At 57.4% G+C, this 26,640-nt stretch carries 14 protein-coding genes, 4 tRNA genes, 1 other RNA gene, 7 pseudogenes and 1 riboswitch; of the genes and pseudogenes, 16 read left to right on the top strand and 10 right to left on the bottom strand.

Features of this window, described 5'->3' with window-relative positions:
* Positions 1-71: 71 nt before the first annotated feature.
* Positions 72-1,270, bottom strand: a pseudogene (locus JZM24_RS07790) (IS3 family transposase).
* A gap of 172 nt (positions 1,271-1,442) precedes the next feature.
* Here JZM24_RS07790 and murB point away from each other — a divergent pair.
* Entirely contained in the window at positions 1,443-2,480 is a 1,038-nt protein-coding gene (murB, locus tag JZM24_RS07785; RefSeq protein ID WP_376775519.1) for a UDP-N-acetylmuramate dehydrogenase, read from the top strand.
* Positions 2,477-3,436, top strand: coding sequence for a bifunctional biotin--[acetyl-CoA-carboxylase] ligase/biotin operon repressor BirA (birA, locus tag JZM24_RS07780; RefSeq protein WP_215669234.1), 960 nt, complete (start codon positions 2,477-2,479; stop codon positions 3,434-3,436). Before murB ends, birA begins: the two co-directional genes overlap by 4 nt.
* Positions 3,437-3,536: 100 nt before the next feature.
* On the opposite strand, the pseudogene pepE reads toward birA, so the two are convergent.
* Both pepE and coaA read right to left on the bottom strand, forming a co-directional pair.
* Positions 3,537-4,146 (bottom strand): annotated as a pseudogene (gene pepE / locus JZM24_RS07775) (dipeptidase PepE).
* 404 nt (positions 4,147-4,550) lie between these two features.
* On the bottom strand, positions 4,551-5,501 hold the full coding sequence (gene coaA, locus JZM24_RS07770; protein ID WP_215669233.1) for a type I pantothenate kinase: 951 nt from the start codon (positions 5,499-5,501) through the stop codon (positions 4,551-4,553).
* Between the two features lie 402 nt (positions 5,502-5,903).
* Between coaA and JZM24_RS07765 the strand changes: the two genes are divergently transcribed.
* The 14 genes from JZM24_RS07765 to rpoC all read left to right on the top strand — a co-directional run bounded on the left by JZM24_RS07765 (position 5,904) and on the right by rpoC (position 20,099).
* Positions 5,904-5,979, top strand: a tRNA-Thr gene (locus tag JZM24_RS07765).
* Between the two features lie 9 nt (positions 5,980-5,988).
* A tRNA-Tyr gene (locus JZM24_RS07760) sits at positions 5,989-6,073 on the top strand.
* A gap of 39 nt (positions 6,074-6,112) precedes the next feature.
* Positions 6,113-6,225: non-coding RNA, RtT sRNA (locus JZM24_RS07755), on the top strand.
* 28 nt (positions 6,226-6,253) lie between these two features.
* Positions 6,254-6,328 (top strand) — tRNA-Gly (locus JZM24_RS07750).
* 4 nt (positions 6,329-6,332) lie between these two features.
* Positions 6,333-6,408, top strand: a tRNA-Ser gene (locus JZM24_RS07745).
* Between the two features lie 109 nt (positions 6,409-6,517).
* A complete protein-coding gene (tuf, locus tag JZM24_RS07740) occupies positions 6,518-7,702 on the top strand; it encodes an elongation factor Tu (RefSeq protein ID WP_215668931.1) in 1,185 nt (394 codons plus the stop codon).
* A gap of 278 nt (positions 7,703-7,980) precedes the next feature.
* Positions 7,981-8,364, top strand: coding sequence for a preprotein translocase subunit SecE (secE, locus tag JZM24_RS07735; RefSeq protein ID WP_215669232.1), 384 nt, complete (start codon positions 7,981-7,983; stop codon positions 8,362-8,364).
* A 1-nt stretch (position 8,365) separates the two neighbouring features.
* The gene (nusG, locus tag JZM24_RS07730; protein ID WP_056777953.1) at positions 8,366-8,911 is read left to right on the top strand and encodes a transcription termination/antitermination protein NusG; all 546 of its coding nucleotides are present in this window, start codon (positions 8,366-8,368) and stop codon (positions 8,909-8,911) included.
* 144 nt (positions 8,912-9,055) lie between these two features.
* A complete protein-coding gene (gene rplK, locus JZM24_RS07725; RefSeq protein ID WP_215669231.1) occupies positions 9,056-9,484 on the top strand; it encodes a 50S ribosomal protein L11 in 429 nt (142 codons plus the stop codon).
* Between the two features lie 3 nt (positions 9,485-9,487).
* The gene (rplA, locus tag JZM24_RS07720; protein ID WP_215669230.1) at positions 9,488-10,192 is read left to right on the top strand and encodes a 50S ribosomal protein L1; all 705 of its coding nucleotides are present in this window, start codon (positions 9,488-9,490) and stop codon (positions 10,190-10,192) included.
* A gap of 308 nt (positions 10,193-10,500) precedes the next feature.
* A complete protein-coding gene (rplJ, locus tag JZM24_RS07715) occupies positions 10,501-10,998 on the top strand; it encodes a 50S ribosomal protein L10 (protein WP_215669229.1) in 498 nt (165 codons plus the stop codon).
* A gap of 66 nt (positions 10,999-11,064) precedes the next feature.
* Positions 11,065-11,430 (top strand): 50S ribosomal protein L7/L12, encoded by a 366-nt coding sequence (gene rplL, locus JZM24_RS07710; protein WP_215669228.1) that lies wholly within the window; start codon positions 11,065-11,067, stop codon positions 11,428-11,430.
* Between the two features lie 326 nt (positions 11,431-11,756).
* Complete coding sequence (gene rpoB, locus JZM24_RS07705; RefSeq protein WP_215669227.1) at positions 11,757-15,785, top strand: DNA-directed RNA polymerase subunit beta; 4,029 nt, start codon at positions 11,757-11,759, stop codon at positions 15,783-15,785.
* A 90-nt stretch (positions 15,786-15,875) separates the two neighbouring features.
* Positions 15,876-20,099: a DNA-directed RNA polymerase subunit beta' gene (gene rpoC / locus JZM24_RS07700; protein WP_215669226.1), complete on the top strand. Its 4,224-nt coding sequence runs from the start codon at positions 15,876-15,878 to the stop codon at positions 20,097-20,099.
* A 209-nt stretch (positions 20,100-20,308) separates the two neighbouring features.
* Here rpoC and thiH read toward each other — a convergent pair.
* From thiH to rsd, 7 genes and pseudogenes are all read right to left on the bottom strand, one after another.
* Positions 20,309-21,441 (bottom strand): annotated as a pseudogene (thiH, locus tag JZM24_RS07695) (2-iminoacetate synthase ThiH).
* Positions 21,438-22,199, bottom strand: a pseudogene (locus tag JZM24_RS07690) (thiazole synthase); the annotation flags it as partial. The pseudogenes thiH and JZM24_RS07690, both read right to left, overlap by 4 nt.
* A 24-nt stretch (positions 22,200-22,223) precedes the next feature.
* Positions 22,224-22,424, bottom strand: coding sequence for a sulfur carrier protein ThiS (thiS, locus tag JZM24_RS07685; RefSeq protein ID WP_215669225.1), 201 nt, complete (start codon positions 22,422-22,424; stop codon positions 22,224-22,226).
* Positions 22,424-23,272, bottom strand: a complete 849-nt coding sequence (locus JZM24_RS07680) for a HesA/MoeB/ThiF family protein (protein WP_215669224.1) — start codon at positions 23,270-23,272, stop codon at positions 22,424-22,426. Before JZM24_RS07680 ends, thiS begins: the two co-directional genes overlap by 1 nt.
* Positions 23,262-23,901: pseudogene (gene thiE / locus JZM24_RS07675) on the bottom strand (thiamine phosphate synthase). Before thiE ends, JZM24_RS07680 begins: the two are co-directional and overlap by 11 nt.
* Positions 23,891-25,819: pseudogene (gene thiC / locus JZM24_RS07670) on the bottom strand (phosphomethylpyrimidine synthase ThiC). Before thiC ends, thiE begins: the two co-directional pseudogenes overlap by 11 nt.
* A 103-nt stretch (positions 25,820-25,922) precedes the next feature.
* Positions 25,923-26,036, bottom strand: a riboswitch (TPP riboswitch).
* A 157-nt stretch (positions 26,037-26,193) separates the two neighbouring features.
* A pseudogene (rsd, locus tag JZM24_RS07665) lies at positions 26,194-26,625 on the bottom strand (sigma D regulator); the annotation flags it as partial.
* Positions 26,626-26,640 lie beyond the last annotated feature (15 nt).

The raw sequence follows: 26,640 nt of genomic DNA, 5'->3' as shown, positions 1-26,640 counted from the left end.
TTAACGTACGCAGGCACGCGCGCGTCATAAAATGTGATCTTGCCCCGCCATCTCCGTACAGCTTTTGTATCTTAAGTTAACGAAGCCCGCTGCCGCCGGTATTCTCTCGGAGAGTGATATCCCAGCGCGCTGTGCGGATGGTTTTCATTGTAATGCGTGAACGCTGCTGCAAGGTTTCGCAGGGCTGTTCTCGCATCCGATTTTGGCATGAACTCGATATAGTCTTCCTTCATCGTCTTCACGAACCGTTCGGCCATGCCATTGCTCTGCGGGCTGCTCACCGCTGTTGTGCAGGGCTCCAGATCCAGTTCTCTGGCGAACCTCTGCGTTTCATGCGCGGTATACGCTGAACCGTTGTCCGTCAACCACTGCACCGCTGTATCGGGTAACCTGTCGCCGAAGCGCTTTTCTACCGACCTCAGCATCACATCCTGCACGGTCGAACTGTCGTAGCCTACAGTGCTCGCAGCCCAGTCTATGGCCTCTCTGTCGCAGCAGTCCAGTGCGAAGGTGACCCGCAGTTTTTCACCGTTGTCGCAGCCGAACTCGAAGCCATCTGAACACCAGCGCATATCGCTTTCTGCCACCGCGATCCTGCCCTTATGCTCACGCCTCGGCCGCTCTGGTTTTCAATGTAATAACAGCAGGTTATGCTCACACATGATCCTGTAAAGTCGTTTCGCATTTACCGGCGGCAGTCCCTCTGCGCGACGTTGTTTACGCAGGATTCCCCACACCCGCCGATAGCCGTAGCTGGGCATATCGCTGATGATGTCGAGGATGTCCGACAGTATTTCAGCGTCTGCTTCGTCATTACGCCGGTTACAGCGCCTGTCCTGCCAGTCGGCAGAACGCTTAATCCGCAGTGACAGCGGCGCACGCGACACGCTCATGGCGCGGCTGACCTGTGCTATTCCCCGGCCTTTGGCAACAAGGGCGCGTGCGCTATCCATTTTCGTGACTGGCCGTACTCCACGGCTTCTTTTAGGATCTCAATCTCCATCGTCTTCTTACCCAGAAGGCGCTGGAGCTCCCGGACCTGCTTCAATGCAGCTGCAAGCTCAGAGGCAGGAACAACGTCCTCCCCGGCGGTGAGGCTGCCTTCCTGATATTGCTTTTTCCACTTAAACAGCAGGCTGGGCTGGATACCGTGCAGTCGTGCGAGATGGGAGACATTCATGCCGGGCTCCATCCTCTGCTGAATAATGGCCATTTTTTCCTGAGGAGTTTTACGTTTACGGACTTCTTGACCTAACAGGATCCCGGTCATATCAAAATTGGCGTTAGTGTTAGACATATATTCAAGCCTATCTCTTATCTGGAGATACAGCTACTGTCTGGTGTTTCAGGGGGATAAATCACGCGCGTCATAAAATGTCACTCGCTGCCTTCCTGTACGATCGAGTAGACTAACGGCAACAAAAGTAAAGACAGGTTAGGTAATGATGACGGACAGTCGGGCGCTAAAGTCCCTGAACAGTTTTGCCATTGACGTACAGGCACGGCGAGTGATTGCGGCGTATACGGAGGCCGAGCTGTTCACGTTTTGGCGGCAGGCCATAGAGCACGCTATGCCGGCGCTGGTGTTGGGCGGCGGCAGTAATGTGCTGTTTTTGGAAAACTATGCTGGCACCGTGTTGCTGAACCGGATTGCGGGCGTAACAATCGAAAAGCGCCCCGACGCTTGGCATTTGCACGTCGGCGCCGGAGAGGTGTGGCATGATTTGGTACGTACCTGTCTCGAACAGCACATGCCGGGTCTGGAGAATCTGGCGCTGATCCCCGGCTGCGTGGGTTCTGCGCCGATCCAGAATATTGGCGCCTACGGCGTCGAGTTGCGTCAGTTCTGTGACTATGTCGACGTGTTGCAGTTGGCAACCGGTACCTTACGGCGCCTGAGCGCGGCTGAATGTCAATTTGGTTACCGCGACAGTATCTTTAAGCACGCGCTACGCGAACGCCACGTCATTGTTGCGGTGGGCCTCCGGCTGGCCAAAGCCTGGCAACCGGTATTGACCTATGGCGAGCTGGCCCGTCTGGACCCGCAGCAGGCCACCCCGCGGCAGATTTATGATACGGTTTGCGCGATGCGCCGCACGAAATTGCCCGACCCCGCGCTACAGGGCAATGCCGGTAGTTTTTTCAAAAATCCGGTTATTGATGCTTTAAGCGCGGAACGACTGCTAAGCCGCTATCCTGATGCGCCCCATTACCCCCAACCGGAGGGCGGGGTGAAGCTGGCGGCGGGTTGGCTTATCGATCGTTGCGGACTCAAAGGTTATCGTCTCGGTGGCGCGGCGGTCCATGACAAACAGGCGCTGGTTTTAGTCAATGCTGATAACGCGACGGGTGAGGATATTGCTGCGCTGGCGCGCTATGTGCGCCAACAGGTTGCGGACCGGTTTGCCGTCTGGCTTGAGCCAGAAGTGCGTTTTATCGCTGCCCTTGGCGAAGTGGATGCGGCAGGAGTAATAACATGAAAGACGTAACCATTCCGCTTAAGCTGATTAATTTACTAGCCGATGGCGAGTTCCATTCTGGCGAACAATTTGGCGCGACGTTGGGAATGAGCCGCGCTGCCATCAACAAACACATTCAAACGGTGCGTGACTGGGGCGTGGATGTGTTTACGGTGCCCGGCAAGGGCTATCGTTTGTATGCACCGCTGCAATTATTGGATGAAAGCGCGATCCGCGCGCGCTTACCCGCGGGGCGGCTGGCGGTGCTGCCGGTGATTGACTCCACCAATCAATATTTGATCGAGCGTATCGGTACCGTGCAGCCGGGGGACGCCTGCGTGGCGGAGTATCAGGCGCAAGGGCGTGGCCGGCGCGGTCGGCAGTGGATATCGCCGTTTGGTAACAACCTGTATTTATCCCTCTATTGGCGTCTTGAGCAAGGCCACGAAGCGGCAGGCGGCCTCAGTCTGATGGTCGGTATTGTCATGGCGGAGGTGTTGCAACGCCTCGGCGCAGACGGGGTCCGCGTTAAGTGGCCGAACGATCTGTATCTAAACGATCGCAAGCTGGCCGGGATCCTGGTGGAAATTTCCGGTAAGGCCGGCGATGCCGCCCATATCGTGATTGGCGCCGGCATTAATTTGGCGATGCGCGAAGGCGCGGCGGGTAAAATCGACCAGGGATGGATCAACTTGCAAGAAGCGGGTATCGCCATCGACCGTAACGCACTGGCCGCCGAACTGACCGACACGCTGCGTCAGGCGCTGCGGCAATTCGAGCGTGACGGGTTCGCGCCGTTTGTCGCCCGCTGGCAGGCGTTGGATAACTTCTATGACCGCCCGGTGAAATTGCTTATTGGCGATCGGGAGATCAAAGGGATTGCGCGTGGCATCGATGCGCAGGGAGCCTTATTGCTAGAGCAGGAAGGGGAAATCCACGCCTATCTGGGCGGAGAGATATCGCTGCGCGGCCAATAGCCGCAACGCTTTTATCGGCGAGGTTGGCGGCCAAGAGCGATGCATGAGCCCATAGCCGGCAATGCCGCCCTCGGTCCGGCACCGGGATAAGCGCGGGTGTTTAACCCCAGGGGACGGTGCTTACCGGCGTCAGCACCCCCGGTTCGGGCAGGTCGGCGCGATAAAGCGCCGCATCGTAGGAGCCGGCAAGGGTCACCGTGCCATCAGCCACCGCTAACCAATCGCCTTCCGGCAGTCCCACCACCGTCATTTCCGGCTGTGCCCGCAAGAGTTCATCCAGCCGCTGTTGGCGGGTTTCGCCCTGATGGCCCGCCGGCAACTGATTAGTATAATGCGGATTGATTTGGAAATTAATCAGCCTAAGTGCGTCGAAACCGCCCGGATCGACAATCGGCATGTCATTAGTCGTGCATAGCGTAGGACATGCCAGATTAGCCCCAGCGCTCCAGCCTATATAGGCGGCACCTTCATCTACTCGGCGGTGGACCACGCGCAGCAGGCCACGATCGCGACAGTGTTTCAGCAAATGGAAGGTGTTGCCGCAGCCGATGATAATAGCCTCGGCATTCGCCACGGCCGCACCGGCGTCTGACACCCTATGAATACCCGTGACATCGACTGCCCTGCAGCAGGTCGCCGATCGGCCCGATGGCGTGCTCCAGATAGCGTTTACCGGGACATGTCGAGTTACTGAGTAATAATAATTGCATCCACTCTCCCTCAAAAACGCATTCCGCCCGATATCGGACAGATAAGGTATAAGCCTGCACAGGTGGCCATTATCGCCGGTATTCGGCCGGTAGCGCTAAAGGGCGTACCGGCGCAGCCGATCGGCTGCAAAGGCCGGCTAACCGGTGTCGCGGATGCTTAATGGCGCGCCATTCTTTGCTCTGCGGACCGGGTCGACGATGCGACATAAAAGCACCGGAGGCTTTACGGTAAGAGCATCATAATACCCGGGGGGACATCTTGCGCCAATAAACAGGGCGGCGCAGGTGCAAAAACGCGTCGGGCGCGGAAAGGGTTCCGCGGCGACGTGCAGACCCACGCAGGCGACCGTGCTTTTGCCGCCAAAGGAGGATGGCGGTGAAGCGGCCTCGGCGGCGGCACAACACTATTTGCGCAGTCGGACCCTCTCGACCGCATGATTGGCGCTTTTGCCGAGGATAAGGCTTGCGCGCTCGCGGGTAGGCAGAATGTTTTGCTGCAGGTTGAGGCCGTTAATTTCGCTCCACAGCTGACTGGCAATAGCGACCGCCTCTTGCTCGGAAAGCTGGGAATAATGGTGAAAATAGGAGTCAGGATCGGAAAACGCGCCCTGCCGGAATTTCAGAAAACGATTGATATACCAGCTTTGCAGTAGCGTCTCAGGCGCATCGACATAGATGGAAAAATCGACAAAGTCGGAGACGAACACGTGGTGGGGATCTTGGTTATAATCGCTGCCGCTTTGCAGCACGTTCAATCCTTCCAGTATCAAAATGTCCGGTTGGGAAATAACTTTTTGTTCGTCGGGCACGACATCGTAAATCAAATGGGAATAGACCGGCGCCGTCACGCGCGGCGTGCCTGATTTTACCTTTGAGACGAAATTAACCAAGCTGCGGATATCATAGGACTCCGGGAAGCCTTTTTTCTTCATGAGATCCCGCTGCTTGAGTACGCAGTTGGGATGCAAAAAACCGTCGGTCGTCACCAGCTCTACCGTGCGGTGTTCGGGCCAGCGGCTCAGCAACGCCTGCAGCACGCGCGCCGTGGTGCTCTTGCCTACCGCCACACTGCCGGCGATGCCGATGATATAGGGAATACGCTGGCCATCTGTGCCGAGAAATTGTTCCAACACGGCCTGGCGGCGCAGATTGGAGCTAATATAAAAGTTGAGCAGGCGCGATAGCGGCAGATGAATCTCCGCCACTTCTTCCAGGGAAAGATCTTCATTAATCCCCTTGAGCTTGACGATTTCCGCCTCGGTGAGCGTCAGCGGTACCGAATTACGCAACGCGGCCCACTGTTTGCGGCTGAATTGCAGGTATGGCGTATGGGGAGATTGCACAGCTTTAATCATAACGTGAGCCAGCCCGTTGCACAGTCTATTCAGGGCGCAGGACGCTAACCCGGAAAGAGAACAAGCCGCATAGTATAGACAGCTTCGTACCCAGCGTAGAGTGTTTTTTCAGCCGCGGATGAGGAATTGTGAGCCTGACGTGCGATCCTCGGCCGCCGCCGCCCCTACTGCCGCCGGTGTGCGATAATTGAGGGGCAAACACGGCTTGGCCGGGGCTGTACCCGTCATGCCGACAGTGCTACTATGCCGGCCAAAGCGTGATATTCCACTGCTTCGAGCATGAATAATAACCAATTTTGCGTGCGCCGTTGTGAAATTGGGTAATTTCTGAGCGAAAGTGAGAATTACGCGATTTTTTGTTGCATAGGTCGTCCGCTCTACCTAGAATGCGCAGCACTTGATGCCGGCATGGCTCAGTTGGTAGAGCAACTGACTTGTAATCAGTAGGTCGAGGGTTCGATTCCTTCTGCCGGCACCAAAAAAATCTGGTGGGGTTCCCGAGCGGCCAAAGGGAGCAGACTGTAAATCTGCCGTCACAGACTTCGAAGGTTCGAATCCTTCCCCCACCACCAAATTCGTATCGAGCACGATACACACCCTGTTGCAGAGCATCATGGCGCAGCAGGGGGAAGGTGAGAACCTTCGACCAAGGTTCGGGTCGAGCATAGCGAGACAACGATGCGCAGCATCGGCCCGAGATCCTGGCATCATTCTACAATCTACAGAATTATCAGGTAGCCGAGTTCCAAGATGCGGGCATCGTATAATGGCTATTACCTCAGCCTTCCAAGCTGATGATGTGGGTTCGATTCCCACTGCCCGCTCCAATGTGCTGATATAGCTCAGTTGGTAGAGCGCACCATTGCTAAGGGTGCGGCCAGCAGTTAGAATCTGCCTATCAGCACCACTTCTAGTCTCCCTCCTGATTTACTTTCTGTGAAAAAAAATTCAGCAGGCATTTCGCCTGGTTGATGTGGTGATACCACCGATATATTCGTGTCTTAGAGGGACAATCGATGTCTAAAGAAAAGTTTCAACGCACAAAACCACACGTTAACGTCGGTACTATCGGCCACGTTGACCATGGTAAAACGACCCTGACCGCCGCCATCACCACCGTTCTGGCCAAGGCCTACGGCGGTAGCGCGCGCGCGTTCGATCAAATCGACAACGCGCCGGAAGAAAAGGCCCGTGGTATCACCATCAACACCTCGCACGTTGAATACGATACCCCGAGCCGCCACTACGCGCACGTAGACTGCCCGGGACACGCCGACTATGTGAAAAACATGATCACCGGCGCGGCGCAGATGGACGGCGCTATTCTGGTCGTAGCTGCAACAGACGGCCCGATGCCGCAGACCCGCGAGCACATCCTGCTGGGTCGCCAGGTCGGCGTACCTTACATCATCGTTTTCATGAACAAATGCGACATGGTCGATGACGAAGAGCTGCTGGAACTGGTTGAAATGGAAGTGCGCGAACTGCTGTCGCAGTACGACTTCCCGGGCGACGACACGCCGGTAATCCGCGGCTCGGCGCTGAAAACGCTGGAAGGCGACGAAGCCTGGACCGCCAAGATCATCGAACTGGCCGAAGCGCTGGACAGCTACATCCCGGAACCGGAACGCGCCATTGACAAGCCGTTCCTGCTGCCGATCGAAGACGTGTTCTCCATCTCCGGCCGCGGTACCGTGGTCACCGGTCGTGTAGAGCGCGGCATCGTCAAAGTGGGTGAAGAAGTGGAAATCGTCGGTATCAAAGACACCACCAAAACCACCTGCACCGGCGTTGAAATGTTCCGTAAACTTCTGGACGAAGGCCGTGCCGGTGAGAACGTGGGCGTCCTGCTGCGCGGTACCAAGCGTGACGACGTCGAGCGTGGTCAGGTTCTGGCTAAGCCGGGCTCGATCAAGCCGCACACCCAGTTTGAATCGGAAGTGTATATCCTGAGCAAAGACGAAGGCGGCCGCCATACGCCGTTCTTCAAAGGCTACCGTCCGCAGTTCTACTTCCGTACCACTGACGTGACCGGTACCATCGAACTGCCGGAAGGCGTTGAAATGGTGATGCCTGGCGACAACATCAAGATGGTTGTTAACCTGATTGCTCCGATCGCCATGGACGACGGCCTGCGTTTCGCCATTCGCGAAGGCGGCCGTACCGTTGGCGCCGGCGTTGTTGCCAAAGTTATCGCTTAAGCCGGTAAATGCCGACATTTGTCGAATAACCATTTGACGCGACATGCGGTTAAAGGGCATCATTTGATGCCCTTTTTCTACGCTCTTTTTCTACGCTGTGACAGAGAACCTATCTCATCAGCGATTTTAAGTCATAATCATTGGTGAGATGGGCTCTTGTTCTGTGGCGTAAAACTTCGAGGTAGTGTTGCTCATTCAGGGCGTACTTCGATTGGTAGCCTCACGCTTTGCGGGGCTGATAAGTTGTTTGTCTGAATCCTATGTGACAGGTTTTTTTTATGAGTGCGAATACCGAAGCTCAAGGAAGCGGGCGCGGCCTGGAAGTGGTTAAGTGGTTATTCGTCGCGATTCTGTTGGTGGTGGCTATTGTCGGTAACTATTATTACCGCGATCACCACTTACTGCTGCGAGCGCTGGCTGTCGTGCTTGTTATCGCTATCGCGGGCGGTGTGGCCATGATGACAGCTAAAGGCAAGTCCACCGTTGCGTTTGCGCGTGAAGCGCGCACCGAAGTACGTAAAGTGATTTGGCCGACCCGCCAGGAAACGTTACATACCACGTTAATCGTCGCCGCGGTGACCGCCGTGATGTCACTGATTCTGTGGGGGCTGGATGGCATTCTGGTCCGTGTGGTATCGTTTATTACTGGCCTGAGGTTCTAAGATGTCCGAAGCTCCAAAAAAACGCTGGTACGTCGTTCAGGCGTTTTCCGGTTTTGAGGGACGCGTAGCGCAGTCCCTCCGCGAACATATCAAACTTCATGATATGGAAGAGCTTTTTGGCGAAGTCATGGTGCCAACGGAAGAAGTGGTCGAAATTCGCGGCGGGCAGCGTCGCAAAAGCGAGCGCAAGTTCTTCCCGGGCTATGTCCTGGTGCAGATGGTGATGAACGACGCCAGCTGGCATCTGGTGCGCAGCGTGCCGCGTGTCATGGGCTTCATTGGCGGCACCTCGGATCGCCCTGCGCCAATCAGCGACAAAGAAGTCGACGCTATTATGAACCGCCTGCAGCAGGTCGGCGACAAGCCACGGCCGAAAACCCTTTTCGAGCCGGGCGAGCTGGTCCGCGTCAGCGATGGTCCCTTCGCCGACTTCAACGGCGTGGTGGAAGAGGTGGACTACGAGAAAAGCCGTCTGAAGGTGTCGGTTTCGATCTTTGGTCGCGCCACACCGGTAGAGCTGGATTTCGGTCAGGTCGAGAAAGGCTGAGTCACACCTACTACAATTTTGCTTGCTCGAGGCGCGAAATTAATCTAAAACCTCGCGCCTTTCGTTTTTATGCGTCCTCGAGCGCGTAAACACTTATTCACGGGGAGCCTTCACCGGCGCTAGCACCCATTAGAGGAAATCAACATGGCCAAGAAAGTACAAGCCTATGTCAAGCTGCAGGTTGCTGCAGGCATGGCAAACCCGAGTCCGCCGGTAGGTCCGGCCCTGGGTCAGCAGGGCGTTAACATCATGGAATTCTGCAAAGCTTTCAATGCCAAAACTAAAAGCATTGAAAAAGGGCTGCCGATTCCGGTTGTTATCACCGTGTATTCCGACCGTTCTTTCACTTTCGTTACCAAGACCCCGCCGGCCGCCGTGCTGCTGAAGAAAGCCGCAGGCATCAAATCCGGTTCCGGTAAGCCGAATAAAGACAAAGTCGGTAAAGTGACCAGCGCGCAGGTCCGTGAAATCACGGAAACCAAAGCGGCTGATATGACCGGTGCCGACGTGGAAGCGATGTCCCGCTCCATTGCGGGTACCGCGCGTTCCATGGGCCTGGTAGTGGAGGATTAAGAAATGGCTAAACTGACCAAGCGCATGCGCGTCATCCGCGACAAAGTTGATTCCACCAAGCAGTACGACATCAACGAAGCCGTCGCGCTGCTAAAAGAACTGGCCACCGCCAAATTTGTAGAAAGCATCGACGTTGCCGTCAATCTGGGCATCGATGCCCGTAAATCCGATCAGAACGTCCGTGGCGCCACCGTGCTGCCGCACGGTACCGGCCGCAGCGTACGCGTCGCCGTGTTTACCCAGGGCGCTAACGCGGAAGCGGCGAAAGCCGCCGGCGCAGACCTGGTCGGCATGGATGATCTGGCAGACCAGATCAAAAAAGGCGAGTTCAACTTCGACGTGGTTATCGCTTCTCCGGACGCGATGCGTGTTGTCGGCCAGCTGGGCCAGATCCTCGGTCCGCGCGGCCTGATGCCGAACCCGAAAGTCGGCACCGTGACGCCGAACGTCGCTGAAGCGGTTAAAAACGCTAAAGCCGGTCAGGTGCGCTATCGCAACGACAAAAACGGCATCATCCACACCACCATCGGTAAAGTCGACTTTGACTCTGACAAATTGAAAGAAAACCTGGAAGCTCTGCTGGTCGCGCTGAAAAAAGCAAAACCAACGCAGGCCAAGGGCGTTTACATCAAGAAAGTCAGCCTGTCGACTACCATGGGCGCAGGTGTCGCCGTGGATCAAATCGGCATGGCCACCACGACCGCATAATTATTGCTTTACGCGGGTGTTGGTTTTGTCTAGAATACAGCGCCCGAAGTTTCGCCGTGGCGGTTTCCTTTTGACCGCGGGCGTAACAAACAGATTTTTTCGGTTGGAGCTTGGCCTATCCAAGCCTCCGTCCAAGACCGCAGGTGTGTGTCACAGCACTTAATTTTCCTGCGTAGACGGTGACAGAGCCTGAATAACATATTCGTTTGCTGGATTCTGCTCACCGTATGTCGACGCTTACCGTCGCTGTGACGGTATGTGAAGTGAGTTCCGGGGGTATCCCCGGCTAAATCCAGGAGCACAAGCTAATGGCATTAAATCTTCAAGACAAACAAGCGATTGTTGCTGAAGTCAGCGAAGTAGCCAAAGGCGCGCTGTCTGCCGTTGTTGCGGATTCCCGCGGCGTCACGGTAGATAAAATGACTGAACTGCGTAAAGCAGGTCGTGAAGCCGGTGTTTACATGCGCGTTGTTCGCAACACGCTGGTGCGCCTCGTCGTTGAAGGCACCCCTTTTGAGTGCCTGAAAGACACGTTTGTCGGTCCGACCCTGATTGCATTTTCTCACGAACATCCGGGCGCAGCCGCTCGTTTGTTCAAGGCATTTGCCAAAGACAATGCAAAATTTGAGGTTAAAGCCGCAGCCTTTGAAGGTGAAGTTATCCCGGCGTCGCAGATCGATCGCCTGGCCACTCTGCCAACTTACGAAGAAGCAATCGCCCGCCTGATGTCGGCCATGAAAGAAGCCTCTGCAGGCAAACTGGTTCGCACGCTGGCCGCACCGCGCGATCAGAAAGAAGCGGCGTAAGCGCCGGTTTTATTCTGAAGCAATTGCAAACGTATAAACACTTTCTGAATTTTAGGAACACTTGTTATGTCTATCACTAAAGAACAAATTCTGGACGCAGTTGCCGAAATGTCCGTTATGGACGTGGTTGAACTGGTCTCCATGATGGAAGAAAAATTCGGCGTTTCCGCTGCTGCCGTAGTAGCCGTTGCCGCAGGCCCGGCTGAAGCCGTAGAAGAAAAAACCGAGTTTGACGTTGTGCTGAGCGCAATTGGCGCGAACAAAGTTGCCGTCATCAAAGCCGTGCGCGGCGCTACCGGTCTGGGCCTGAAAGAAGCCAAAGGTCTGGTTGAATCCGCACCTGCCACCCTGAAAGAAGGCGTGAGCAAAGATGACGCGGAAACACTGAAGAAAGCCCTGGAAGAAGCGGGTGCTTCTGTTGAGGTTAAATAAGTTAACCTTCCAGGTTGCAGCCTGAATTAGGCTGATGGCTGGTGGCTTTTTGGTCACCAGCCTTTTTGCGCTGTAGGGTATCAGTGGCGTTTAACACCGTTTAGCTACTGATTAACCTTAATATTTATTTCTATCGACGCCTTAATATACTGCATCGCCTGCCGAGCATCCCTGGTTCAGCAAAGTGCAGCGAAATGATTTAAGAGTGATAGAAACAAGTATTGCGGAGAGGATATCGATTCTCCGATCGTAATAAATGGCGTTGCATGTACTGTCCTAGTAGGGCGGACAGAGTGGGTCGACTTGTCAGCTAGCTGAGGAACCCTATGGTTTACTCCTATACCGAAGAAAAACGCATTCGTAAGGACTTCGGAAAACGTCCGCAGGTTTTGGACATTCCCTATCTCCTATCCATCCAGCTTGACTCGTTTCAGAAGTTTATCGAGCAAGATCCGGAAGGCCAGTACGGTCTGGAAGCGGCTTTCCGTTCCGTATTCCCCATACAGAGCTACAGCGGCAACTCGGAACTGCAATATGTCAGTTACCGCCTGGGCGAGCCTGTCTTTGATGTCAAAGAGTGCCAGATCCGCGGCGTGACGTTTTCCGCACCGCTGCGCGTCAAGCTGCGCCTTATCATTTACGAGCGCGAAGCGCCGGAAGGTACGATAAAAGACATCAAGGAGCAGGAAGTCTACATGGGCGAAATCCCGCTCATGACCGACAACGGCACCTTTGTCATCAACGGTACCGAACGTGTAATCGTTTCCCAGCTGCACCGCAGCCCTGGCGTATTTTTTGACAGCGACAAGGGGAAGACGCACTCCTCCGGTAAAGTGTTGTATAACGCGCGTATCATTCCTTACCGCGGTTCCTGGCTGGATTTCGAGTTTGACCCGAAAGACAACTTGTTCGTCCGTATCGACCGCCGCCGCAAATTGCCGGCGACCATCATTCTGCGCGCGCTGAACTATAGCACCGGCCAGATCCTGGATACGTTCTTCGACAAAGTGGTTTATGAAATTCACGACAAAAAGCTGCAGATGGAGCTGCTTCCTGAGCGCTTGCGTGGTGAAACCGCCTCGTTTGATATCGAGGCCAACGGCACCGTGTATGTCGAAAAAGGCCGCCGTATCACCGCGCGCCATATTCGCCAGCTGGAAAAAGACGGCGTCGCGCAGATCGAAGTCCCTGTCGAATACATTATCGGCAAGGTGGTGGTAAAAGATTACATCGATGAAAATACCGGTGAAATCATCGTCCCCGCCAACATGGAACTGACGCTGGACCTGCTGGCCAAGCTGAGCCAGGCGGGCCACAAACGTATCGAAACATTGTTCACCAACGATCTGGATCACGGCGCCTATATTTCCGAGACGCTGCGTGTCGATCCGACCAGCGATCGCCTGAGCGCGCTGGTGGAAATCTATCGCATGATGCGCCCTGGTGAGCCGCCGACCCGCGAAGCGGCCGAGAATCTGTTTGAAAATCTGTTCTTCTCGGAAGGACGTTACGATCTGTCCGCGGTTGGCCGGATGAAGTTCAACCGTTCACTGTTGCGTGAAGAGATCGAGGGTTCCGGTATCCTGAGCAAAGACGACATCATTGACGTGATGAAGAAGCTCATTGATATCCGTAACGGCAAAGGCGAAGTCGATGATATCGACCACCTGGGCAACCGCCGTATCCGTTCGGTGGGTGAAATGGCGGAAAACCAGTTCCGCGTCGGTCTGGTGCGCGTGGAGCGCGCGGTGAAAGAGCGTCTGTCTTTAGGCGATCTGGATACCCTGATGCCGCAGGATATGATCAACGCCAAACCGATTTCGGCGGCGGTGAAAGAATTCTTCGGCTCCAGCCAGCTGTCGCAGTTCATGGACCAGAACAACCCGCTGTCCGAGATTACCCACAAGCGCCGTATCTCCGCGTTGGGCCCGGGCGGTCTGACCCGCGAGCGCGCAGGCTTTGAAGTGCGCGACGTGCATCCGACCCATTACGGGCGCGTGTGTCCCATCGAAACCCCGGAAGGGCCGAACATCGGTCTTATCAACTCGCTGTCCGTGTATGCGCAGACCAACGAGTACGGTTTCCTGGAAACACCTTATCGTCGCGTGCAAGACGGTGTGGTTACCGACGAAATCCATTACCTGTCGGCGATTGAGGAAGGCAACTTCGTTATCGCACAGGCCAACACCAACCTCGGCGACGACGGTCGTTTCTTTGACGATTTGGTGACCTGTCGCAGCAAAGGCGAATCGAGCCTGTTCAGCCGCGATCAGGTTGATTATATGGACGTTTCCACCCAGCAGGTGGTCTCGGTCGGCGCCTCGCTGATCCCGTTCCTGGAGCACGACGACGCCAACCGCGCCTTGATGGGTGCGAACATGCAACGTCAGGCGGTGCCGACGCTGCGTACCGACAAGCCGCTGGTCGGCACCGGTATGGAGCGTGCGGTCGCCGTTGACTCCGGCGTGACCGCCGTGGCGAAACGCGGCGGTACGGTGCAGTACGTGGACGCCTCCCGTATCGTTATCAACGTCAACCCGGATGAAATGTACCCGGGCGAAGCGGGCATCGATATTTACAACCTGACCAAATATATCCGTTCCAACCAGAACACCTGTATCAGCCAGACGCCTTGCGTTTCGCTGGGTGAGCCGGTTGAGCGCGGCGACGTGCTGGCCGACGGTCCGTCCACCGATCTGGGTGAGCTGGCGCTGGGTCAGAATATGCGTATCGCCTTCATGCCGTGGAACGGCTACAACTTTGAAGACTCAATGCTGGTCTCCGAACGCGTGGTGCAGGAAGATCGTTTCACCACCATCCATATTCAGGAACTGGCGTGCGTGTCCCGCGACACCAAGCTGGGGCCTGAGGAAATTACCGCCGACATCCCGAACGTGGGTGAAGCCGCGCTCTCCAAGCTGGATGAGTACGGCATCGTCTATATCGGCGCGGAAGTGACCGGCGGCGATATTTTGGTGGGCAAGGTGACGCCGAAAGGGGAAACCCAGCTGACGCCGGAAGAGAAACTGCTGCGCGCCATCTTTGGTGAAAAAGCCTCCGACGTGAAAGATTCGTCGCTGCGCGTGCCGAACGGCGTTTCCGGTACCGTTATCGATGTGCGGGTATTTACCCGCGACGGCGTCGAAAAAGACAAGCGCGCGCTGGAAATCCAGGAAATGCAGCTTAAGCAGGCCAAAAAGGACCTGACCGAAGAACTGCAGATCTTTGAAGCCGGTCTGTTTGCCCGTATTCGCGACGTACTGATCTCGGGCGGCATCGAAGCGGAGAAGCTGGATAAGCTGACCAGCGAGCGCTGGCTGGAACTGGGCCTGGCCGACGAAGAGAAGCAGAATCAGCTGGAACAGCTCGCTGAGCAGTATGACGAGCTTAAGCACGAGTTCGAGAAGAAGCTGGAAGCCAAGCGCCGTAAAATTACCCAGGGCGATGATCTGGCTCCGGGCGTGCTAAAAATCGTCAAGGTCTATCTGGCGGTGAAACGTCAGATTCAGCCGGGCGACAAGATGGCGGGCCGTCACGGTAACAAAGGTGTTATCTCCAAAATCAACCCGATCGAAGATATGCCTTACGACGAAAACGGCGTGCCGGTGGATATCGTTCTGAACCCGCTGGGCGTACCGTCGCGTATGAACATCGGCCAGATTCTGGAAACCCATCTGGGTATGGCGGCAAAAGGCATCGGCGACAAGATCAACGCCATGCTGAAGCAGCACGAGGAAGTGGCCAAGCTGCGCGAGTTCATCCAGAAAGCATACAACCTGGGTGACGACGTGCGCCAGAAAGTGGATCTCAACACCTTCTCGGATGAGGAAGTGCTGCGTTTGGCGGAGAACCTGAAGAAAGGGATGCCGATCGCCACGCCGGTATTTGATGGCGCCAAAGAGAAAGAAATCAAGGAGCTGCTGCAGCTCGGTGGCCTGCCGACCTCCGGTCAGATCACCTTGTTTGATGGCTGCACCGGCGAGCAGTTCGAGCGCCAGGTTACGGTGGGCTACATGTACATGCTGAAACTCAACCATTTGGTTGATGACAAGATGCATGCGCGTTCCACCGGCTCTTACAGCCTGGTTACCCAGCAGCCGTTGGGCGGCAAGGCGCAGTTCGGCGGCCAGCGCTTCGGGGAGATGGAAGTGTGGGCGCTGGAAGCTTACGGCGCGGCCTACACCCTGCAGGAAATGCTTACCGTCAAGTCGGATGATGTTAACGGTCGCACCAAGATGTACAAAAACATCGTGGATGGCAATCACACGATGGAACCCGGTATGCCGGAATCCTTCAACGTGTTGTTGAAGGAAATCCGCTCGCTGGGCATCAATATCGAGCTGGAAGAAGATTGATTTTTCCGCCCGGGTGCGATTCGCACTGGTAATAATGGCGCCTGAGCGTTTCAGGCGCCTAACAGATCCAACTCCGACAGGAGCCAAGCCGTGAAAGATTTACTTAAGTTTCTGAAAGCACAAACTAAGACCGAAGAGTTTGATGCGATCAAAATTGCGCTGGCCTCGCCAGACATGATCCGTTCCTGGTCGTTCGGTGAAGTGAAAAAGCCGGAAACCATTAACTACCGCACCTTTAAACCGGAGCGCGACGGTCTGTTCTGCGCCCGTATTTTCGGGCCGGTAAAAGACTACGAATGCCTGTGCGGTAAGTACAAGCGTCTGAAACACCGCGGCGTTATCTGTGAGAAATGCGGCGTCGAAGTGACCCAGACCAAGGTGCGCCGTGAGCGTATGGGCCACATCGAGCTGGCTTCGCCCACCGCCCACATCTGGTTTTTGAAATCGCTGCCGTCCCGTATCGGTCTGCTGTTGGATATGCCGCTGCGTGATATCGAACGCGTGCTGTATTTTGAATCCTACGTCGTGGTTGAAGGCGGCATGACCAACCTTGAGCGCCGTCAGATCCTGACCGAAGAGCAGTATCTGGACGCTCTGGAAGAGTTCGGTGACGAATTTGACGCCAAGATGGGCGCCGAAGCGATCCAGGCCCTGTTGAAAAACATGGATTTGGAGCAGGAATGCGAGCAGCTGCGCGAAGAGCTGGAAGAAACCAACTCGGAAACCAAGCGTAAAAAGCTGACCAAGCGCATCAAGCTGCTGGAAGCCTTTGTGCAGTCCGGCAACAAGCCGGAATGGATGATCCTGACCGTGTTGCCGGTACTGCCGCCGGATCTGCGTCCGCTGGTTCCGTTGGACGGCGGCCGCTTTGCGACCTCGGATCTGAACGATCTGTATCGCCGGGTGATCAACCGTAACAACCGCTTGAAGCGCCTGCTGGATCTGGCCGCGCCGGACATCATCGTGCGCAACGAAAAGCGTATGCTGCAAGAAGCGGTCGATGCGCTGCTGGATAACGGCCGTCGCGGCCGTGCCATTACCGGCTCCAACAAGCGTCCGCTGAAATCCCTGGCCGACATGATCAAAGGTAAGCAAGGTCGCTTCCGTCAGAACCTGCTCGGTAAACGTGTCGACTATTCCGGTCGTTCGGTTATCACCGTGGGTCCGTACCTGCGTCTGCATCAGTGCGGTCTGCCGAAGAAAATGGCGCTGGAGCTGTTCAAGCCTTTCATTTACGGCAAGCTGGAGCTGCGTGGTTTGGCGACCACCATCAAGTCGGCCAAGAAAATGGTCGAGCGCGAAGAAGCCGTGGTGTGGGATATCCTCGACGAGGTGATCCGCGAGCACCCGGTCATGCTGAACCGTGCGCCGACGCTGCACCGTCTGGGGATCCAGGCGTTTGAGCCGGTACTGATTGAAGGTAAAGCCATTCAGCTGCACCCGCTGGTGTGTGCGGCGTACAACGCCGACTTCGACGGCGACCAGATGGCGGTCCACGTGCCGCTGACGCTGGAAGCCCAGTTGGAAGCGCGCGCGCTGATGATGTCGACCAACAACATCCTGTCGCCCGCCAACGGCGAGCCCATTATCGTGCCGTCCCAGGACGTGGTGCTGGGTCTGTATTATATGACCCGTGATCGCGTCAACGGCAAAGGCGAAGGCATGGTGCTGACCGGGCCGAGAGAAGCCGAACGCATCTACCGCGCCGGCGTGGCCGAGCTGCATGCGCGCGTCAAAGTGCGTATCACCGAGCATGAGAAACGCGACAACGGCGAGTGGGTGGAAACCACCCACCTGGTGGATACTACCGTCGGCCGCGCTATCCTGTGGATGATCGTGCCGAAGGGGCTGCCGTTCTCGCTGGTGAACCAGGCGTTAGGTAAAAAAGCTATCTCCAAGATTCTCAATACCTGCTATCGCGTGCTGGGTCTGAAGCCGACCGTTATCTTCGCCGACCAGATCATGTACACCGGTTTCGCCTACGCCGCCCGCTCCGGCTCGTCCGTTGGTGTCGACGATATGGTCATCCCGGCGATGAAAGCCGAAATTATCGATGAAGCCGAAGCCGAAGTTGCCGAGATCCAGGAGCAGTTCCAGTCAGGTCTGGTGACCGCCGGTGAGCGTTATAACAAGGTTATCGATATTTGGTCCGCGGCCAACGAGCGCGTCGCCAAAGCAATGATGGACAACCTGTCCACCGAGGCCGTGATTAACCGTGACGGCGTAGAAGAGCGCCAAGTCTCGTTTAACAGCATCTTTATGATGGCCGACTCCGGCGCGCGTGGTTCGGCGTCGCAGATTCGTCAGCTGGCCGGTATGCGTGGCCTGATGGCCAAGCCCGATGGCTCGATCATCGAGACGCCGATTACCGCCAACTTCCGTGAAGGTCTGAACGTACTCCAGTACTTCATCTCCACCCACGGTGCACGTAAAGGTCTGGCGGATACCGCGCTGAAAACCGCCAACTCCGGTTACCTGACCCGTCGTCTGGTTGACGTGGCTCAGGATCTGGTGGTGACCGAGGACGACTGCGGCACCTTCGCCGGTATCGTGATGACGCCGGTTATCGAAGGCGGCGATGTCAAAGAGCCGCTGCGCGAGCGCGTTTTGGGCCGCGTCACGGCGGAAGATGTCCTGAAGCCTGGCACCGCGGATATTCTGGTCGAGCGTAATACCCTGCTGAACGAGCAATGGTGTGACGTGTTGGAAGAAAATTCCGTCGACAGCGTCAAGGTGCGTTCGGTCGTGACCTGCGACACCGATTTCGGCGTGTGCGCCAACTGCTACGGCCGTGATCTGGCGCGTGGGCATCTGGTGAACAAGGGCGAAGCCATCGGCGTTATTGCCGCGCAGTCTATCGGTGAACCCGGCACCCAGCTGACCATGCGTACATTCCACATCGGCGGGGCAGCGTCCCGTGCCGCGGCGGAATCCAGCATTCAGGTGAAAAACAAAGGGACTATCCGTCTTAGCAACAACGCTAAGTTCGTAGTGAACGGCAGCGGCAAGCTGGTGATCACCTCGCGTAACAGCGAGCTGAAGCTGATTGACGAATTCGGCCGTACCAAAGAAAGCTATAAGGTGCCTTACGGCGCCGTGATGGCCAAAGGCGACGGCGCGGAAATCATGGGCGGCGAAACCGTTGCCAATTGGGATCCGCATACTATGCCGGTTATCACCGAAGTCGACGGTTTCGTCCGCTTCACCGATATGATCGACGGCCAGACCATTACCCGCCAGACCGACGAACTGACCGGTTTGTCCTCTATCGTGGTACTGGACACTGCAGAGCGTACCGGTGGTGGTAAAGATCTGCGTCCGGCGCTGCGTATTGTTGATGCTAACGGTAATGATGTGCTGCTGCCGGGGACCGACATGCCGGCGCAGTATTTCCTGCCGGGTAAAACGATCGTGCAGCTGGAAGACGGCGCTAAAATCACCGGCGGTGATACGCTGGCGCGTCTGCCGCAGGAAACCAGCGGGACCAAGGATATTACCGGTGGTCTGCCGCGCGTCGCCGATCTGTTTGAAGCCCGTCGCCCGAAAGAGCCGGCGATTCTGGCCGAGATCAGCGGCATCGTTTCCTTCGGGAAAGAAACCAAAGGCAAACGTCGCCTGGTTATCTCGCCGATAGACGGCAGCGAAGCTTACGAAGAGATGATCCCGAAATGGCGTCAGCTCAACGTATTTGAAGGTGAACGCGTCGAGCGCGGTGATGTGATTTCCGATGGCCCGGAATCGCCGCACGATATCCTGCGTCTGCGTGGCGTCCATGCGGTGACCCGCTACATCGTCAACGAAGTCCAGGACGTCTACCGTCTGCAGGGCGTGAAGATTAACGATAAACACATCGAAGTTATCGTTCGTCAGATGTTGCGTAAAGCAACGATCGCCAGCAGTGGCAGCTCGGAGTTCCTGGAAGGCGAACAGGCGGAATACTCGTGCATCAAGATAGCCAACCGTCAGCTGGAAATCGACGGCAAGGTAGAAATGACTTACATGCGCGATCTGCTGGGTATCACCAAAGCCTCGCTGGCCACGGAGTCGTTTATCTCCGCGGCGTCGTTCCAGGAAACCACGCGCGTGCTGACCGAAGCCGCCGTGGCCGGGAAGCGCGATGAACTGCGCGGACTGAAGGAAAACGTCATCGTTGGACGGTTAATCCCGGCCGGTACCGGTTACGCTTATCATCAGGAACGCGCCCGCCATCGTCAGCAGGGCGAAGCGCCGGCCGCGCCGCAGATTACCGCCGATGAAGCTTCCGCCAACCTGGCTGAACTGCTTAACGCGGGTCTGGGCGGCAACGACGACTGATTGTCGACACCGTCACTCGCCGCTGTCGAAACCAACACCACTCCTTCGGGAGCGGTTTTTTGCCCGGAGTACAGACGGCGCCGTGCTCAGACGCCGTCTGCGGCGATGGCCGCGCGTCCCCGATAGGGCTCCGATCTTTCCACACCGGCTGTCGCCGCGCCCGGATTAGCCGCTCAGCAATGCCGGCGAGCGCGGTTTTCTCTTCCTGCTCAGAGGCTGTCTGCGGCGACAGCCGAGCGTCCCAGATAGGGCTCCCAATCTTTCCACACCGGCTGCTGAATAAGGACGTGCGCCACTTCCTGCGGTGAACGGTTATCGTGGGGCAGAAATTGCTCCAGCTCCGGCCGATCGCTGGCGTAGCCGCCCGGCTGCGTCTTGGCTCCGGCGCTGACGCTATTCACCACGATAGGGACCGCATGATTGCGAAAATGGGCGGATTCACGGGTCGACAGGGAAATCTCCACTTCCGGCGCCAGCAGGCGGAAAGCGCACATCACCTGTAGCAATTGGGCTTCGTCCATTAAAGAGGCCGGCGTTACGCCGCCGGCACAGGGACGCAGCCGGGGGAACGACAGCGAATAGCGGCTCTGCCAGTAGGTGTGACGCATATACAGCAGGTGACGGGCCACCATATAGCAGTCGGCACGCCAGTTATCAGAAAGGCCAATTAGCGCGCCGAGGCCGATCTTGTCGATCCCGGGCCGCGCCAGACGATCCGGCGTTTCAAGCCGCCAGACAAAATCCTGTTTCTGTCCGCGCAAATGATGGCGCCGGTAGGTGGGCGGATGATAGGTTTCCTGATACACCAGCACGCCGTCCAGCCCCAGGCCTTTCAGCTCGGCGTATTCCGCCTGTGAAAGCGGTTGCACCTCCATCATCAGAGAGCTGAATTCCTGGCGCACCAGCGGCACGTAACGGCGAAAGTAGTCGATGCCGACTTTGCTCTTATGCTCGCCGGTCACCAGTAGTACGTTGTCAATGCCCTTGGCGCGGATAGCCCGGCACTCGCTGTGGATTTCCTGTTCATCCAGCGTTTTGCGGCGGATACGGTTGCTCATGGAAAAGCCGCAGTAAGTACAGTCGTTGGCGCAGAGTTTGACAGGTAAAGGGGCAAATAAAAATTGATGGTGTTGCCAAAGCGTTGGCGGGTCAACCGCTGCGCTCGCTGGGCCAGCGGCTCCAGATAGGGCAGCGCCGCCGGCGACAGTAGTGCCATCATATCCGCCGGTCCGGGGTTTTCCGCCGCCAGCGCCCGCTCGACGTCGCGGGCCGTCTGGCTGTGAATACGCATGCCGACGTCGTCCCATTGGATCTGTTGCCAGTGCGGGGTAAAGGTGGTCATGCTTGCGCCTCCGCCGAGGGGGTCAGAAAGCCGGTCAGCGGGCTGGTGGCGCTGGCCTGACGACGGCGCGGCGCCAGACCGGCCTGGCGGGCCAATTCGCCGGCTTCCAGCGCGACCCGGAAAGCGCGCGCCATTGCAACGGGATCCTGCGCCACGGCAATGGCGGTGTTGACCAGTACCGCATCCGCGCCCATTTCCAGCGCTTCCAGCGCCTGACTTGGCGCACCGATACCCGCATCCACCACCACCGGGACCTGCGCCTGTTCGATGATAATACGCAGGAAATCACGGGTTTTTAGCCCCTGATTCGAGCCGATGGGCGATCCCAGCGGCATTACCGCCGCGCAACCCGCCTCTGCCAGCCGGCGGCAGAGGACCGGGTCGGCGCCACAGTAGGGCAACACCACAAACCCCTCTTTGACCAATTGCTCCGCCGCTTTTAAGGTTTCTATCGGATCGGGCAACAGGTATTGCATATCCGGATGGATTTCAAGTTTGATCCAGTGGGTGCCCAGCGCTTCGCGCGCCAAACGGGCGGCGAACAAAGCTTCTTCGGCGGTTTTGGCGCCGGACGTGTTGGGCAGTAACCGGACGCCGGCCTGCCGTAATGCCGGCAGCAGCGCATCGTCGCCGCCGCGTAAATCGACCCGACGCATCGCCAGGGTAACCAGTTCGCTGCCGGAGGCGAGGATGGCGTCCAGCATCAGCTGCGCCGAGGCGAATTTGCCGGTACCGGTGAATAAACGCGACTGGAAAGACGTTTATGCTAGGGTAAACATGGATCAGCCTCCGGCGATTGCCTGGAATAAGAGAATATCGTCACCATCCTGTACCCGGTAATCCGTCCACTGCCGGCGCGGGATGATGGTTTGGTTGACCGCCAGGGCGGTGCCCGGCGCGGGGTGATGGTGTTCCGTAAGTAATACCGCCAGCGTCACCGGCTGCGCCAGCTCCAGCGGAAGGTCGTTAAGCGTGATTTTCATCAGGTAAGTCTCCGGGCGCTCCCGACCACCCGCGCGGGGGACGCTGACGCGGCCGCGCAGACTGGACAGTGGGGATCGCGGTTCAGGCGCAGGGTGCGCCATTGTAAGGTTTTGCCATCAAACAGCCGCAATTGGCCGGCGCTATCGCTCGGAACGCCGCAAAGAAGTTTGATTGCCTCCAGCGCCTGTAGCGTGCCCATCATGCCAACCACCGGGCCTGCAACCCCGGCGGTGCGGCAGTTGCGTTGCCGCTCTTCTTTATCTGGAAACAGGCAGGCATAGCAGCCTTCGCGCCACGGCGGGCGTAAGGTTAGCAATTGGCCGTCGAAACCGACCGCGCTGGCGCTGATAAGCGCGGTGCTCCGCCGCACGCAGGCGGCATTGATGGCGTGGCGGGTGGCCATATTATCGCTACAATCCAGCACCAGATCGGCGCGTACCACCTGCTGGTCAAGCCAATCTCCCTCCAGCCGCCGCGTAAGCGGCAGGTAGCGGCCGCCGGGATTGAGCGCCGCCAGCGTCCGCTGCGCGGCTTGCGCCTTCGACTGGCCGATGTCGTTGCTGCGGTAGAGGATCTGCCGTTGTAAATTGGTAATGTGCCGCGCATCGTCATCGGCCAATAGCAGCGTGCCGACGCCGGCCGCCGCCAGATACAGCGCAGCTGGCGAGCCTAGACCGCCCAACCCGGCCAGCAGCACCGTCGCCGCCTGCAGCCGTAGTTGACCTTCAATGCCGATATCCTCTAGCAAGAGCTGGCGGCTGTAGCGTAAAAAGGCCTGATCGTCCAACGCCGCGGCCGTTGGCGGGCAAACGGCGGTGGCCGTGGTGCGCTGTCGATCATCGTTCATGGTCACGCTCCCATGCCGCTATTTGTTGTTGCAGGTCCCTGGTCGCCTGACGCCAGTCTGGCGCCCGGGTGATAGCGCTGACCACCGCGACGCTGCCCACGCCACAGGCCAGCACCGCTTCCACCTGTTCGCGACCGATGCCGCCGATGGCAACCGTTGGGATCGGCGGCAGATCGGCAACCAGACGTCGCAGCGTCTCTAACCCCTGCTGCCGGGACGGCATGACTTTGGTGGCGGTGGGGAAAATATGGCCGAGGGCAATATAAGAGCCAGCCCAGCGCGCGCGCCAGCTCTGCCCCGTCATGGGTGGACAGGCCCAGCCGCAGACCGGCGGCGCGGATGGCGTCGGCGCTATCCATATCCTCCTGGCCCAGATGCACGCCATAGGCGCCATGATGAATCGCCAACCGCCAGTAATCGTTAATAAACACCCGGGCGTCGTAACGGCGACCCAGCAGGACCGCCGCCTCGATATCCGCCGTCACCTGCGCCTCGCTGCTGTCTTTAATACGCAATTGCACCGTTGTGACGCCGGCATCCAGCATGCGCACCAGCCAGGCCAGCGAATCCACCACCGGGTAAAGGCCAAGTCGATGCGGTACCGGTGCGAAAGCAGCATTAGTATTCATCGTTCACCTCGCTACCGGACGACGGCAGATAGATATCCCCGCCGCTGGCCCGGAACACCGACGCCATGTCGGCCATCCCTGCGGCTTTGGCCTGTGCCGCCTGGGCATCGGCGTAATCGCGCACTTCGCGGAATATTTTCATTGAACAGAATTTCGGACCGCACATGGAGCAGAAATGCGCCACTTTGCCCGACGCCTGCGGTAGCGTTTCGTCGTGATAGGCGCGGGCGGTGTCCGGGTCCAGCGCCAGATTGAATTGATCTTCCCAGCGAAATTCAAAACGCGCTTTCGACATGGCGTTATCACGGATTTGCGCGCCGGGATGGCCCTTGGCGAGATCGGCGGCGTGGGCGGCGATTTTATAGGTTATCATCCCCTGTTTGACGTCTTCTTTATTCGGTAACCCCAGATGCTCTTTCGGCGTGACATAGCACAGCATCGCGCAGCCGTACCAGCCAATCAGCGCAGCGCCGATACCGAACGTGATATGGTCATAGCCGGGGGCGATATCGGTGGTAAGCGGCCCCAGCGTATAGAAAGGCGCTTCATGGCAATGCGTCAGCTGTTCGGTCATATTGCGCCGGATCATCTGCATCGGCACATGTCCCGGACCTTCAATCATGACCTGCACCTCGTATTCCCAGGCGGTTTTGGTCAACTCGCCCAGGGTATAAAGCTCGGAGAATTGCGCTTCATCGTTGGCGTCCTGAATCGAACCGGGGCGCAGGCCGTCCCCCAGCGACAACGCCACATCATAGGTGGCGCGGATCTGGCAAATTTCGCGGAAATGCGTATACAGAAAGTTTTCCCGGTGATGAGACAGGCACCATTTGGCCATGATGGAGCTGCCGCGCGAGACGATACCGGTTAGACGTCGTGCGGTCATCGGCACATAACGCAACAGCACGCCCGCGTGCAGGGTAAAATAATCCACGCCCTGTTCCGCCTGCTCCAACAGCGTGTCGCGGAAAATCTCCCAAGTGAGGTTTTCCGCCACTCCCTGAACTTTTTCCAGCGCCTGATACAGGGGGACGGTACCGATGGATACTGGACTATTGCGCAAAATCCACTCGCGCGTTTCATGAATATAGCGCCCAGTAGAGAGGTCCATCACGGTATCCGCGCCCCAGCGGGTGGCCCACACCAGCTTTTCCACCTCTTCTTCGATGGAGTAGGTCACCGCCGAGTTAACGATGTTGGCGTTGACCTTGACCAAAAAGTGTCGGCCAATGATCATCGGCTCCGCTTCAGGGTGATTGATGTTGGCGGGAATAATGGCGCGGCCCGCGGCCACTTCATGACGCACGAACTCCGCGCTGATATTTTCCGCCATCGCGGCGCCGAACGCCTGGCCCGGGTGCTGCTGGCGCAAGGTCTCGCTGCGGATGCGTTCCCGCCCCATATTTTCCCGCAGCGCAATAAATTACATTTCCGGCGTGATGATACCGGCACGGGTGTAGTGCAATTGGGTGACGCAGCGGCCTGCGCGTGCGCGCTGTGGCGTGGGCGGCGTGGCAAAGCGCAGGTGGTCCAGTCCGGCATCGCTGCGGCGCGCGCTGCTGTAACCCGAGCTGAGCGCCGGCACCGGTTCACTGTCCTGGCGCGCCGAGATCCACGCCGCACGCAGCGGCGAAAGTCCGGCGCGGACATCAATGGGTACCGTCGGGTCGCCATAGGGACCGGCGGTATCGTACACCGGCACCGGCTCGTTATCCTTGTATTGCGCATCGTCGCCCTGGCCGCCGAGATGGGTGGGGATAAGCTGGATTTCGCGCATCGGTACGCGGACTGACGGGTGCTGCCCTTGTATATAGATGCGGAGGGAGCGGGGAAAATCGGTGCCGGTGAGCGTATCGATAAACGCCTGCGCTTGCGCGCGGCGGGTACGGCGTGAGCCGGGAGGAGAAGAGTGTGACATAGCAAGTTCCTCAAGTAAGATTACCGGGAGTTGCTTGTCAGGAGCGCTACGGGGAGTAATGGAGGGCGCCACGGCCCTAAATGAGGGGCATTGGCGCCAACATGACTGAATTACTCTTGTTCCCTTCGCAGGTTTTAACCTGATCAGGTTCCGCAGATCCCGAATTAACGGTCTCAGCCCGGCGTAACATACGCGCTGGGCACTCCGACAAGATAATGGTCCGCCAGGCGGACCGCAAACCAACTACATATTCTTTACACTTAACCGTAACGGCGGCACCTGCTCCGACCGTTGCCGGAATAACTCAGGCCGGCCGGGCAATATCGGCGCTGTTGGCGGCGGGGAGTGTCGATGCGGCTTGCACACTGTACTTCCATCGCCTGCTGAATCAGTTTATCCTCTAGGACGAAACGCGTCGCCAGCGCTTCTCCCACGCCCGACAACGCTTCCTGGAATGATAGATAGTTGTCGTGGTCAATGGCGTTTTCAAAATGGCTGTCGTAGAGCGCCATGATTTGCTGCGTGTTTTCCTGCAGACCGCTGTAGGTCAGCGCGGACGAGCTCTCGCCCTCCGGCACGATACGATCGTAAACGTTAAAATGCCCGGCGGAGAGATAATCCACCAACTGATGGCAAAAAGCGTCCAGCGCTTCTTCGTCCAGCGGAGTATGCTTTTCTTTATTGGGCTTGAGGCCGATCAGATGGTAGTAGGCCACTAAAAGTCCTTTGCGGGCCTGTAACCATTGATCAATAAGTTCATTATTGCCACCAACGCATTTCGCCAGGTTTTCCAACTGGTTTAGCATGATTGACTCCGAAGT

Source organism: Candidatus Sodalis endolongispinus, assembly GCF_018777395.1.
Taxonomy (GTDB): domain Bacteria; phylum Pseudomonadota; class Gammaproteobacteria; order Enterobacterales; family Enterobacteriaceae; genus Sodalis_B; species Sodalis_B endolongispinus.
Note: the sequence above shows the minus strand (reverse complement) of the source record. Positions and strands in the feature narration are given on the sequence as shown.